We start from the raw sequence: 12,758 nt of genomic DNA on the forward strand, positions 1-12,758 counted from the left end.
TTTATTGGGATTATCGTTGTGGCTAAGCAACTATCATCAACGTCAGGAATTATCCGTTCGTGATGGCTTTCTGGTCGTAACACTCTTCTGGTTTATATTGGGGCTGGTCGGCGCTTTACCCTTTTACCTCAGTCTGCATCTGGGGTTTACCGATGCGGTATTCGAATCCATTTCAGGATTTACCACCACGGGCGCGACCGTTATTGTTGGGTTAGATCAATTACCCCAATCAATTTTATATCATCGACAACAAATCCAATGGTTAGGCGGCATGGGGATTATCGTTCTGGCGGTCGCCATTCTGCCTTTATTAGGCGTCGGGGGCATGCAGCTGTATCGAGCGGAAACTTCCGGCGTTGCCAAAAATGAAAAAATGACACCCAGAATCGCTGAAACTGCCCGTTCCCTGTGGCTGATCTATCTGTTACTTACGGTGTGTTGTGCGTTAGCTTACTGGTTTGCAGGGATGAGTTTCTTCGATGCGGTAGGCCACGCCTTTACTACCGTGGCGACCGGAGGCTTTTCTACTCATGACGACAGTATCGGCTATTTTAACAGTCCACTTATTGAAGCTATCGCAATCGTATTTATGTTGGCTGGCGGGGTGAACTTTGCCGTGCATTTTTTAGTGTTAAGACGCAAGCTAATATCTTCATATGCCGAAGATCCGGAAGTAAGAACTTTTGGATTATTGTTTGTCTTTGCCAGTATTTTTATTGCGATAAGCCTGTATTTCGCCGGGGTGTATTCTGGCGGATGGGAAGCGCTTCGTTATGCTGCGTTTCAGGTGGCTTCCATTATGACTAGTACCGGTTTTGGTACGGCGGTATTCGCGGAATGGCCATTACACATCCCGTTAATTCTGGTGATTTTGTCATTTATTGGTGGATGTGCCGGTTCAACCGCGGGTGGCATTAAAGTTATGCGTATCATGTTGCTGGCGAAACTGGGTTTACGGCAACTCGAGTTATTGGTGCATCCTCGCTCCGTATCTGTGGTGAAGTTGGGAAAACGGCCAATATCTGAAACAGTATTGTTTTCGATTTGGGGTTTTTATGTGCTTTATATTGTCACAGCATTGATGCTGACAGTTGCAATGATGGCAGCCGGCCTTGATTTGATTTCAGCTTTTGGGGCAGTGGTTGCAACGATCAATCTTCTGGGCCCGGGTTTAGGAGAGGTTGCCTCAAATTTTGCCACAATGGATGCCACGGTTAAATGGCTCGGGATCTTCGCAATGCTGGTAGGACGCCTGGAAGTGTTCACCTTGTTGATTCTATTTCTGCCAGCCTATTGGCGCAATTAACAGAGAGGTTTTGCAGATGAAAATTATTATTCTGGGTGCGGGACAGGTCGGCAGTTCGACGGCAGAAAGTCTGGTCAATGAAGGTAACGATGTCACGGTGATTGATCAGAATCCGGTATTGCTGGAGCGATTGCAGGAACATCTGGATATTCGCACGGTGGTGGGATATGCAGCACACCCCGGTACCTTGTTAAAAGCGGGCATCAAAGACACCGATATGCTGATCGCGGTCACCCATAATGATGAAATCAACATGATTGCCTGTCAGATTGCCAGCTCACTATTTAATACGCCCAAAAAACTGGCGCGGATACGTGCCGCAGATTATCTGGAATATCCGGCTTTATTTGCGCTGGATGCTGTGCCAATTGATGTCATTATCAGTCCTGAGCAATTAGTCACTGATTACATTACCCATCTAATTGAACAACCTGAAGTCTTGCAGGTTCTGACCTTTTTTGAAGATCGTGCTCGACTGGTTGCCGTTAGAGTGGATGCCGGGAGTATTATGGATGGTAAAGCCATCCATGATTTGCTGGATCTGCTTCCTAAAATACAAATGCGTATCGCGGCCATTTTCCGAAATGAAAGTGCTATTTCATTGGGAGGAAAAATCACGTTACAGGCCGAGGATGAAGTGTTTTTTCTGGCCGAAAAACATCAAATCAGTGAGCTGGTAAAAGTATTCAAAAAAGATTACCAACCCTATAAACGAATATTTATTGCCGGTGGCGGACAGATTGGTAAACAACTGGCACAGCGGCTGGAAAAGTCACATAACGTTAAAATTATCGAACATAATGAAAATCGTGCACGGGTTATCGCCGAAGAACTGCATCACAGCCTGGTTTTGCATGGTGATGTGGGTGATGCCAGCCTGCTTAAAGAAGAATATATTCATAAAACGGATGTGTTTTGCGCTGTGACTAACGACGACGAAGCCAATATCTTGTCTGCGATGCTGGCGAAGCGCCTGGGAGCTCGCAAAACCTTTTCCATTATCAGTAAGGCCAGCCATGTTGAACTGGTTGAAGGAACCAGTATTGATATTGCCGTATCGCCTGCACAAATTACCATTGGGACCCTATTGACCCATATTCGTCGTGGTGATGTGATTACCGTACATTCGTTAAGACAGGGTGCTGCAGAAGCCATTGAGATCGTGGCACATGGCGATAAGCAAACCTCGAAAGTAGTGGGGCGTAAACTCTCAGAACTCAAACTGCCTAAAACGGCGACCGTTGGAGCGATATTACGCAAAGAAAAGATTTTGTTTGCCGAAAAAAATGTTCAGATTGAAAGCGGCGATCATCTGGTCATCTTTTTGACCGAACAGCAGGATGTCGATGAGGTTGAAAAACTGTTTCAAGTAGGATTTGAGTTTCTGTAAATCAGTTTATTAGAGATGTAGGAGCTTCAGTTTGTATCATCCGTCTTTAATATTTACTTTTTGCCTAAAAGTTCAACTAGATAATGAAACAATGTTTGTGATTTTCTAACGCATGCCAATTGAAGTCTATGCGGTTTTTATTTTTACTTCAGCGTTGCTGGCCCTGGCTCCGGGGCCAGATAATATTTTTGTGCTTACCCAGTCAGCACTTTATGGTAAACGCAGTGGCATTCTGATTACCTTAGGTCTATGTACAGGGTTGGTTTTTCACACCTGTTTAGTGGCATTCGGTGTTGCCACTATTATGCAAACTTCTGACTGGGCGTTGAGTGCGTTGAAAATCATCGGCGCAATCTATTTGGTCTACCTGGCCTGGCAGATTCTTAACAGCCAGACACAAGAATTATCAGGTAAGGGCGTAGTATTGAGTGATGCCAACTTATATATTCGCGGCATTGTGATGAATGTAACTAATCCCAAAGTCAGTATTTTCTTTTTGGCTTTTCTGCCACAGTTTGCCAGTTCAAACTATGGTGCGATTACGCCACAAATTATATTGCTCGGGACTATGTTTGGTGTTGTTTCACTCTTTATCTTTAGTGGTATTTCTATATTAGCTTCAAAGCTTGGCGACTGGCTTAAAACAAAACCCAATGCTCAGGTTTATCTCAGTCGCACGACAGCACTGATTTTTGTTGTGTTGGCGTGTAATCTTTTGATAGGGCTAACTCATTGAGTCAAAACGCTGAAAATCAGTAAATTGACTCAGTGCCTTGTTGACGTTTAACACAGGCATCAAATATTTGATCATGGATAAAATCCGCTGATTTACTGGGGGGCTGGATAAATACCTGTTTGGCAATTTGCAATAAATCATCACGGCCTTGAGAGTCTTTGTAAATCGATTTGATTTTTGTTTCAAACGTTTCCCAGTCGTCGCCTTCGGTCTGACGGATTTTCTGGATTTCATAGGCAGTACCTGCCTGATAGGCACAGCTGGTAATGGTTCCATGCTCCAGATTTTCTGCCTGGACCGAACCAACGAAAGTTAAGGCAAAAGTCATCATGACTAAGTGTTTCATCTGACATACCCCACTACTAAAACCTGCTAAATATTTTGAATCATCATGACATATTATCTGCAGAATAATACCAGTCTAATAGGAATGGCTTGTATGACAGGGCATTGCTATGCTAACAAGGGTGCAGGAAGTCCAAAGGAGCTGAAGTCTATGAGCAAAGAAATAGAACAAAGCATGATAGTGCTGGCCCGTCATCGTTTGAAATGGTTGAGGGTTGCCCTGGCTGGGCGAAATGCCGATCTGAATCTGGTGCAGAACACCTTTCATCAGCTGACAGGGCTGACCAGTTTAAGGTTTGTTCAGGATAATGGTCTGAGTCTGCCAACAGCGAAAGAACTGGCTATTATTGATAATCTGGCGATATTAAATGTTCAGCAACAACACCCGGAAGTATTGGAAAAATTTTCCAATGAATCACAGGAGTTATCGAAATATCTGGATATGCCTGCCCGGGATTTGCTTGATTTGCTGTTTAAGGAAGGAGGCCGGTTTCAGAATCAGGAAGCTATTTCAGTGGCTATGCACCGGGGCTTAATCAGTGATATTCATCATGAGAAAGAAGCCTACGACAGATTGAATGCACGTGAACGGAAACAGGATATGTAAAAAACCTGTTTACCAGTCTATGTTTTTTCCTTGCCAATCCAGAAATGACAATTCACCGTCGGCTGGCAAACCCTTTAGAATTTCAAACAATCTATCGGCAACAAAATCCGGGGTGAATAATTTATCGTCAGGCACGTTTGTATTATACGGACGAGATAGTGGAGAGTCAGTGGTACCGGGATGAAATGCCAGTAACTTTACCATTTTGGCGCGACGGGCATATTCAATGGCGGTGGATTTTAACAGCATATTCAACGCTGCCTTGCTGGCGCGATAGCTATACCAGCCCCCCATGTGATTATCATTAATGCTGCCAACCCGTGCGCTGAAGATGGTCACCTGACAGGTTTCAGCATGTTTAAGCACTGGTAAAAGCTGTTTCAGCCAAAGCACCGGGGTAATTGTATTGATATTAAACACATGGTTGATGGAGGCTGCTGTAAGTTGTTCGAGACGTTTTTCCGGTTTTACTGATTCATCATGGAGGATGCCGTGACAGATAAAGACCTTTTCAAAGTTACGTTGCTGGTCGTAAAACTGCATCGCCAGGTTGCCCATACTTGTTTCGTCATATTCAGACTGATACCAGATGACACCAGCAAACTTATCGGGTTGTGGTCCACGACTAACCACCACAATATTTTCAGCAGTTAAGTAAGTTAATAGTTTTTCAATGATGGCCTGAGCAATCTGCCCACTGCCGCCAATAACGAGAGCAGATGTTTTCATTTGTTGAGTATGCGCCTGATGATGTGAATTTTGTGTGTTAAAAATTTTTTACTTGTGTTCCCACGGCTCCTGCGTGGGAACACAAGTAACGACCTTTTAACTGAGAGCCATTCCTGATATCCATTTAAATGCTTTATAAATTGCGAAACAATTAGACTATTCATTCTGCATTCATGAACAATGGTTTACTGTTTAATAATGTGCGCTATATAAAGCAGTGAAAACTTATTACTGCCTTCTACTGACAAATGCTCTATAAACTATATTGACTCAGGTTTTCTGAAAAAATTATGAATGGATTAGTGCTATTTCTATGAAAAAATTCACCATTCGTTACCAGGATTTATTGTCTTTATTCTCAATGAATAAAACCTTATCTATTATTTTCCCGATTGTTTTAACAGCAAGTTTCAACATAAATGCAGAAGAGGCCGTTGAGGCGAATGAGGACTGCGGTGAAGCGGAAATTCGTTACAGTGATAACCCGGAGCTTACTCGCGCAGAAAGAATAGCATTAATGGAAAAAGCTTTTTTTGATTCGGTTAACCGCTTTGAGTCATGCAATTTGTCTGATCCAAATAATACGTCTGCGGCTGGCAGTGATGGTGGAGATAGTGGCGAGCAAGGCGGTGGAGAAAATCAGGGTGGTAATGCTGGTAATCACTCAGTCGCCAGCCAGGAAATGCAGGGTACTGAAGCTGAGACAGAAATGGAAAGCTCGATGCCAGCTCAGGCCGGCACAGCAGATTCAGTTGAACAAACTGATAGCAATGGTGCGGCAGTGGTATCTTCGGGAGGTGCAGATAACGGTGCTATCCCGGAAGACATTCCATCCGCCAATAACGACGATGCCATTGCTGCACAAATCAGACTGGCTGCGGAAGCTGAACAAGATCCAGAGATTAAAAAGAAACTCTGGAATGAATATCGTAAATATAAGGGGATGAACATTGTTGAAGACTGAGTCATTTAGAGCCCCCTCCAGGTTTCTTATCTATCTTATTATCCTGACCCATGTACTAACGGGATGTGCAACTACGTCATCCTCAGGTAATTTAAAAACCGGTCCACAACTGGCCTCGGCCCAGGAACAAAACAAAGAAATACCCTACCAGGGCGTTAAACTTGACGTCATTATTCCGGTCTTTTCGCCAGGGCTTTCCGATTCAGCAGCTGAATATGAAGAAGAAGGTATCTGGCCTGAATTGAGACGAGCAGAAGCCAATCGATTTGCTTATAAATTAAAAACGGCTTTAGATGAAAGTGGTAAGTTTGGTGCGGTTCGGGTAGCCCCCAACAGCACTGCTTCAGGTGATTTATTTGCTGTCGGCGAGATCATTGAATCAAATGGTCAAGAGCTTGAATTTAGCCTCAATGTGGTTGATGCCAGTGGTAAGCAGTGGTTAAACGACACCATTGAATATGAGGTTGGTGAAGGTTTTTACAAAAATCCGAGAAATGACGGCAAAGACCCCTATGATCCCGCTTTTGATAAAGCGGCCCAGGCGATAATTGAAGCCCTGCTTAAACAACAGCAAAGCGAACTGGCGCAACTGCAGAATATTAACGATCTGCGTTTCGCCGCCAGTTTCAATGAACAGGCCTTTATGGAGTATCTCGATACCAGTGGTCAACAAATTAAGCTGGTCAGTATGCCGAGTGATGCTGACCCAATGTTTCAAAGAGTCAAATCGATTCAGGTTCGTGAACAGTTATTTGTAGATAATCTGCAGCAGAATTACAGTGCATTTTCCCAGCAAATGGATGACAGCTATCTGGCATGGCAGGAAGCCAGTGCCACAGAAATGCAATTACGCAAAGAAGCTAAAACCAAAAGCATCTGGAAAATGATTGGCGGGGCAGTTTTAATCGGTGCCGCCGTTGCTGCCGCTACGTCAGGCAGTTCCAACGACCCGCGTTTTGCCCGTGATCTTGCGACTGTTGCCGGTGGTGTTGGCGGTGCAGTGCTGATCAGCAGTGGCTTTAAATCTCGTGAGGAAGCCAAGTTTCATCAGGAGGCATTAAACGAGTTAGGAGAATCGGTGAACTTGGAAATGGCACCACAGGTGATGACTTATGAAGAAGAATCAGTCGAGTTAACGGGTGATATTGATGAGCAGTTCCGCCAATGGCGAGATTTTTTGAACCGGATGTATCAATTAGAAGCCACGCCTGATGTACAGCTCTAAATTTCGCTTGAGGTTCAGCCATAGATCATGATCCATCAGAAAATCGCTGAGGCTAAACTCGCTAAACGAAAATTATTCTTCAAAACACTGCTTATTATCATTTTGCTGAGCGTGTTTTGCGTGGCGTTAATTTTGTGGGCGTCAGTCCCCAAAACCCGTTCCACTAGCGTCGAAACTGAGCAGCCACTGGATATTGTTGAAAGCTCACCTCAGGAAAATGGCAACCAGGACAGTGAAACCTTGCGTCAGCAATATCTCGAAGCCTATGCCCATTTTGAAAATACAATTAAACCCGAGTTAAACAAGATCGATCTGCCAAAGTGGGATGAACCGCTGGCTGATCGTTTAAATACAAATGAAAGTGCTGCAATAGAACAGTTTGGTGAAGCGAAATATGCTCAGGCTAATGCGACATTAGATGCTTTGATTAAACTGGCTGAAACTGCTATTTCAGACAGCCAGAATCAATTTGAATCGGCCATGCAAAACGCTCAACAGGCTTTTGATGACAATCAGTATGAACAAGCTAAAACAGCAATTTCAAAAGCATTGATGTTGGATAGTAGTTCTAATCAGGCTTCGGCGTTAGCAGAAAGAATTGAGCAATTACCGGAGATTGCATCTTTAGTTGAGCAAATTGAAGTCGCTAATGTCGAAAATAATCCCCAGACCGAGCTGAGATTAATCAACCAGTTATTAACGCTGACGCCAGAAAGAGAAGCGTTGAAGCAACGTGCTCAGGCGTTACAAACCACACTCAATAATCAAAAATTTCAATCGCTTATCTCCCAATCCTATGCTGCGATTGATGATGGTCGCATTGAAGCGGCCAAATCAGCATTGAGTCAGGCTCGAAATATCTACTCCAATCGAGCCGAACTGAGTGATGTAAATACTGCGATACAACAATATGAAAAAAACCAGCGAATTCAGTCGGGTCTGACCAACGCGGCAAAGGCAGAGTCTAATGATAACTGGCAAGCTGTAAAAAACAATCTTGAGCAGGTGGTTAAGGAAAACCCCAATAACCAATCGGCCACAGAAAAACTGACCATGGCCAATAACATATTGTCATTGGATAAACAGATCGATGACTACCTGAAATCGCCTTATCGACTGTCAAACAGCCAACTGGCAGAGCAGGCGCGTGGTGCCATTAATGCTGCCGCAGCATATCGTAATCAAAGCCTCTCGCTGACCCGTAAAAGCCGTGAACTGGAAACGGTATTAACCGCAGTGAACCAGACTGTTCCTGTTGAAGTCCGCTCCGATAATCAAACACATATTCTGGTGCGGGGTGTTGGTAATGTAGGTGTGGTTGATTCAAAAGTGATTCAGCTTAAACCCGGCCAATATACTTTTGAAGGTAAACGGCAGGGTTACAAGTCAAAGTTAGTTGAAGTTACTATTCCCTACGACGTAAACCGTTTTAGTCTGACACTGGTATGTGATGAGCCAATTTAACCAGCAGCTGGAACTTGCCCGTAAACGTCAGCACAGAATGTATCTGTGGTTATTGACGATATTTGTGCTGGTTTTCCTGATTATAGTGACAGTGATCTTTGCATCAAGGGGGACCCGGGTTGAGGTTCAGCCGGATGATGCTTCTGATGTATCAATTAACGCCGAGTCCTGGCTGGCAATGGTTATTTTGGATTCAGTATATTCGCTTGCTGAATCCACCCAAATTCAAGTAACTGCGAAAGGCTTTTACCCTCTTAGAAAAACCATTGAACGAGCTGATACTGGCAAAGTCATTACGGTTACATTAACCCCGTTGCCAGCTAAGATTATATTGTCCACATCGCTTGACGATAATCTCACTCAATGGCTGATAGACGATGAAATCATTGCAGTAGCAAATCATCTTGAGTACGAACTCCCTGCGGGCGACCATCAGCTCCTTGCAAAGCATCCACATTATCAAATGACGACGCTCGATCTGACACTCAGCCGTGGTGAAACAGTCACCCGTAATGTTGAACTGCAACCGCTGCAGGGTGAGTTTGTTGTAAATTCGGTGCCAAGTGGCGCAATGGTAATGGTAGATGCTGTTGAAGTTGGCAAAACACCGCTCACCGTACCACTGCAAGGGGGTTTTCATGATGTGCAGTTAACACTGCAAAAATATGAAACCACCGAAGAAACCATTGAGATAAAAAATCCCAGCCCGACGATAGAAAGAAACTATCGTTTATCTGCAGAAACGGCGGGTGTACGGTTAAATCTTCAACCCTCAGGTGGTCAACTGACATTGAATGGGCTGCGAATCGATAATCAGGATCGCCTTTCGGTTGAAGCGGGTAAACAGCACCGGTTGCACTATTCAAAGCCGGGATTTTTCTCCAAAACTGAAACGTTCACTTTGGACACCAATGAAAAAAGAACCCTTGATCTCACTCTGCAAAAAGAAATGGGTAAGGTGGAAATTCTATCCACGCCAACTGCTGAAGTGAAAATTGATGGAAAAGCGGTAGGAAATACGCCAATTGAGTTGGAATTAAATGCCGTTCCTCATGATGTACAGTTCAGCCTGCAGGGATATCGAACGATCTCGAAAAGCATTACTCCAACGGCGAGTGAACCACAAAAAATATCCGTTACTTTACTCCCCGAGGCGCAAGCCAGAAAAGCTGAAGCTCCGAGAGTGTATAAAACCAAAGCCGGTGGTGAAATGGCACTTTTTTTCCCCAACGACATTATTAAAATGGGGGCAGGAAGAGATGAGCCGGGGCAACGTGCCAACGAGTTTTTAAAACAGGTCCGACTCAACCGACCTTTTTATGCCGGCACACATGAAGTGACTAACGCTGAGTTCCAGCAATTTGATAGCAGTAAATCTGGCGATGGCAAATTACCGATCACTAATTTGAGCTGGCTGGAAGCGGTCAAATTTTGCAACTGGTTAAGCCAGCAGGAAGGTTTAACCCCCGTTTACCAGCTGCAAGGCAATCAGCTGAATCAAATTAATAGCAATGCTGATGGCTATCGATTATTAATGGAAGCGGAGTGGGAATGGCTGGCTCGAAAAGCTGGTAAACCCGAACAAACTTTGTTCGTCTGGGGCAACGATAAAACCATCCCAACCAAAGCCGTGAATATTGCCGATGAATCTGCCAAAGGCAGTGTGAAGCTATATGTGCCAAGATTTTATGATGGTTATACCGGTATTGCTCCAGTGAAGAGCTTTGACCGAGAAAAGTCTGGGCTTTACGATTTGGGAGGCAATGTCAGCGAATGGACTCACGACAGTTACTCACTAACGGTGCCGAAACTGGATACCGTTTATCCACAGGTTCTTGATACTTCAACCATAGCAATGCGTGTGATAAAAGGCGCAAACTGGCGTTCTGGATCACTCAGTGAATTAAGAGCGTCCTACCGCGATGGTGCAGAGCTGGGTCGCGATATTCTGGGCTTTAGAATCGGCCGATTTTTATCTGGAGGGAATGAATGATGCTATTCAAAAGAATTTTACTGATTGGGGCTTCAATCATGTTGTTAGTGGTCTTATCGTTGATGATTCACAATGCCTGGGCAGGTAAATCGGTTATCAGTCTGAACTCCCCCGTTTCGTTCCCAGTGGATATCTGAAGATGAATGATCTGATGAAAAGCTTTGCCGCCTTGATCGTATCGATCATTGTGGTGCACATGATTTATATCGGCTTTATCCGGCCAGAGGCTGCACAACTGGTTGAACTTGCCTTACAACAGCAGCAATCATCACCACGTAATATTGTGGTTATCATCAAAGACTACGAACAGGAAATCTGTTTTATTCTGATGTTTTGGGGCTGTTTTTTAATTGCCAGTTCATACCGTGAGATTCTCAAAACAAAATACCTGTACAGCGTTGATTTAATTGAAGATCCAACCAACAATAATGAGCAACCAATTGATAAATCTGAGCATAAAGAACTGGATGTAAACCGTATTATTCATCGGTTGGATAGTGAGATCCCCCAGGATTTAATCTCTTCGCCACTGGTTCAGACTTTACGTGCCTCATTATGGCGTTACAGCTCGACCAACAATGTGCAAAACCTGTCAGATGCCATTGAAAGTAATCTTGAAGCATTGGCTGTAAAACAAGACTCTGAAAACTCCATGATCCGCTATCTGATCTGGGCCATTCCCTCTATCGGCTTTATTGGCACAGTGCGTGGTATCGGTCAGGCGCTTTCACAAGCTGATCAAGCACTCGCTGGCGATATTTCCGGCATGACTGATAGTCTTGGGCTGGCATTTAATTCGACGTTGGTCGCTTTGTTGATCAGCATCTTTCTGATGTTTTTGTTCCATCAACTGCAACGAATGCAGGATAGCCAGATTGTCGATACCCAAAGCTATTGCGACAAATACCTGTTGAGACGCATTCGCTAACGCAACATGGCTTACCGTCGTAAAAAAGCCGAAGGTTCCAGTCTGGCATTTCTGGATATCATGTCCTGTGGCCTCGGCGCGGTTATCCTTGTGTTTATGTTGGTCAAACAGAAAATTGATGAAACCCCGGTTGAAATCGATAATCTTAAACAGGATATCAGTCAGCTTGAACAGGTGAGGGATGATGCTGAGACCACATTGGGTCAAATAAGAGAACAGTTAAGCAGTGAAAATGCCCGTTATCAGGCGTTAAAAAAACAACTGGATGATAAGCAGTCAACACTGGCGAGTCAGAGTCAGCAAGTCCAACGATCTGAAAGTGAACTGGATGAACTTAAATCCAGTATTACCTCCATTAAAGTGCCACAAAAACAACAGGATTTGGTTGAAGCTCCTCGTATCAATGAAGAAAACTATCTGTTAGGACTGAAAGTTGAAGGCCCCAAAATAGCGATTCTGGTTGATACCAGCGCTTCAATGACCAATGAAAAACTGATTGATATTATTCGCACCAAAAGCAGTTCCCAGCAAAACAAAAAGAATGCCGCCAAATGGCAACGCACTAAAAATGTCGTTGAATGGTTGCTGGCACGAACACCGGAAAACAGTGACGTGGTGGTAGTGGCTTTTAGTGAAGATGCCAAGGTATTGGGTGATAAAAAAGGTTGGCAAAAAGCCAGTGCATCACAAACGACTGCATCAATCATCAGTGAGTTAAATGCCATTGTCCCCGAAGGGGCGACGAACCTGCAAAAAGGCTTGAACACCGTAAATCAGTTTTCACCAACCAACCTCTACGTGATTACTGACGGTCTACCGACCAAAGGTGAATCGCAATATCGTAGTCTGAACCCTTTCTCCAGTTGCAGTTCGCTTACCGGTAATGCGCAGACGATTTCGGGTGAATGCCGAGTGAAATTGTTTCAGCAAACCATCAACGAAAGCGGTAAGCGGGGAGTGCAGGTCGATGTCATTTTGCTGCCGCTAGAAGGTGATCCCGATGCCGTGAATCAATATTGGATTTGGGCTGCCACCACCGGCGGATTACTGATCAGTCCGGCGAGTAACTGG

13 protein-coding genes are annotated in these 12,758 nt (G+C 44.3%); 11 read left to right on the forward strand and 2 right to left on the reverse strand.

What is annotated here, in order from left to right; all coding sequences use genetic code 11:
- The 3 genes from B3182_RS00175 to B3182_RS00185 form a co-directional block, all read left to right on the forward strand.
- Positions 1–1,306, forward strand: a 1,306-nt coding sequence (locus B3182_RS00175; RefSeq protein ID WP_292751069.1) for a TrkH family potassium uptake protein, incomplete at its 5' end; no start/stop codon positions are given.
- A gap of 16 nt (positions 1,307–1,322) precedes the next feature.
- Positions 1,323–2,696, forward strand: a complete 1,374-nt coding sequence (trkA, locus tag B3182_RS00180; RefSeq protein ID WP_292357002.1) for a Trk system potassium transporter TrkA — start codon at positions 1,323–1,325, stop codon at positions 2,694–2,696.
- 112 nt (positions 2,697–2,808) lie between these two features.
- Entirely contained in the window at positions 2,809–3,432 is a 624-nt protein-coding gene (locus B3182_RS00185) for a LysE family translocator (protein WP_292357000.1), read from the forward strand.
- Between the two features lie 16 nt (positions 3,433–3,448).
- Here B3182_RS00185 and B3182_RS00190 read toward each other — a convergent pair whose 3' ends face one another.
- Complete coding sequence (locus B3182_RS00190) at positions 3,449–3,778, reverse strand: hypothetical protein (protein WP_292356998.1); 330 nt, start codon at positions 3,776–3,778, stop codon at positions 3,449–3,451.
- Between the two features lie 150 nt (positions 3,779–3,928).
- Between B3182_RS00190 and B3182_RS00195 the strand changes: the two genes are divergently transcribed.
- The gene (locus tag B3182_RS00195) at positions 3,929–4,384 is read left to right on the forward strand and encodes a hypothetical protein (protein ID WP_292356996.1); all 456 of its coding nucleotides are present in this window, start codon (positions 3,929–3,931) and stop codon (positions 4,382–4,384) included.
- Between the two features lie 9 nt (positions 4,385–4,393).
- On the opposite strand, the gene B3182_RS00200 is transcribed toward B3182_RS00195, so the two are convergent.
- On the reverse strand, positions 4,394–5,113 hold the full coding sequence (locus tag B3182_RS00200; RefSeq protein ID WP_292356994.1) for an SDR family NAD(P)-dependent oxidoreductase: 720 nt from the start codon (positions 5,111–5,113) through the stop codon (positions 4,394–4,396).
- Between the two features lie 313 nt (positions 5,114–5,426).
- Between B3182_RS00200 and B3182_RS00205 the strand changes: the two genes are divergently transcribed.
- From B3182_RS00205 to B3182_RS00235, 7 genes are all read left to right on the forward strand, one after another.
- The gene (locus tag B3182_RS00205) at positions 5,427–6,077 is read left to right on the forward strand and encodes a hypothetical protein (RefSeq protein WP_292356992.1); all 651 of its coding nucleotides are present in this window, start codon (positions 5,427–5,429) and stop codon (positions 6,075–6,077) included.
- A complete protein-coding gene (locus tag B3182_RS00210; protein ID WP_292356990.1) occupies positions 6,064–7,302 on the forward strand; it encodes a hypothetical protein in 1,239 nt (412 codons plus the stop codon). Before B3182_RS00205 ends, B3182_RS00210 begins: the two co-directional genes overlap by 14 nt.
- A 27-nt stretch (positions 7,303–7,329) precedes the next feature.
- A complete protein-coding gene (locus B3182_RS00215; RefSeq protein ID WP_292746783.1) occupies positions 7,330–8,766 on the forward strand; it encodes a hypothetical protein in 1,437 nt (478 codons plus the stop codon).
- Complete coding sequence (locus B3182_RS00220; RefSeq protein ID WP_292356986.1) at positions 8,753–10,759, forward strand: PEGA domain-containing protein; 2,007 nt, start codon at positions 8,753–8,755, stop codon at positions 10,757–10,759. The genes B3182_RS00215 and B3182_RS00220 overlap by 14 nt, the downstream gene beginning before the upstream one ends.
- A complete protein-coding gene (locus B3182_RS00225; protein ID WP_292401514.1) occupies positions 10,756–10,896 on the forward strand; it encodes a hypothetical protein in 141 nt (46 codons plus the stop codon). The genes B3182_RS00220 and B3182_RS00225 overlap by 4 nt, the downstream gene beginning before the upstream one ends.
- 2 nt (positions 10,897–10,898) lie before the next feature.
- Entirely contained in the window at positions 10,899–11,687 is a 789-nt protein-coding gene (locus B3182_RS00230) for a MotA/TolQ/ExbB proton channel family protein (protein WP_292356981.1), read from the forward strand.
- 6 nt (positions 11,688–11,693) lie between these two features.
- Positions 11,694–12,758: VWA domain-containing protein (locus B3182_RS00235; RefSeq protein WP_292751073.1), on the forward strand; the 1,065-nt coding region annotated here is incomplete at its 3' end.

The organism is Methylophaga sp. UBA4204 (genome assembly GCF_002379485.1).
Taxonomy (GTDB): domain Bacteria; phylum Pseudomonadota; class Gammaproteobacteria; order Nitrosococcales; family Methylophagaceae; genus Methylophaga.

Bases quoted from the DNA above. Each gene is read 5' to 3' on its own strand.
- trkA (WP_292357002.1), top strand. From the start codon at position 1,323: ATGAAAATTATTATTCTGGGTGCGGGACAGGTCGGCAGTTCGACGGCA.
- B3182_RS00185 (WP_292357000.1), top strand. From the start codon at position 2,809: ATGCCAATTGAAGTCTATGCGGTTTTTATTTTTACTTCAGCGTTGCTG.
- B3182_RS00190 (WP_292356998.1), bottom strand. From the start codon at position 3,778: ATGAAACACTTAGTCATGATGACTTTTGCCTTAACTTTCGTTGGTTCG.
- B3182_RS00195 (WP_292356996.1), top strand. From the start codon at position 3,929: ATGAGCAAAGAAATAGAACAAAGCATGATAGTGCTGGCCCGTCATCGT.
- B3182_RS00200 (WP_292356994.1), bottom strand. From the start codon at position 5,113: ATGAAAACATCTGCTCTCGTTATTGGCGGCAGTGGGCAGATTGCTCAG.
- B3182_RS00205 (WP_292356992.1), top strand. From the start codon at position 5,427: ATGAAAAAATTCACCATTCGTTACCAGGATTTATTGTCTTTATTCTCA.
- B3182_RS00215 (WP_292746783.1), top strand. From the start codon at position 7,330: ATGATCCATCAGAAAATCGCTGAGGCTAAACTCGCTAAACGAAAATTA.
- B3182_RS00220 (WP_292356986.1), top strand. From the start codon at position 8,753: ATGAGCCAATTTAACCAGCAGCTGGAACTTGCCCGTAAACGTCAGCAC.
- B3182_RS00225 (WP_292401514.1), top strand. From the start codon at position 10,756: ATGATGCTATTCAAAAGAATTTTACTGATTGGGGCTTCAATCATGTTG.
- B3182_RS00230 (WP_292356981.1), top strand. From the start codon at position 10,899: ATGAATGATCTGATGAAAAGCTTTGCCGCCTTGATCGTATCGATCATT.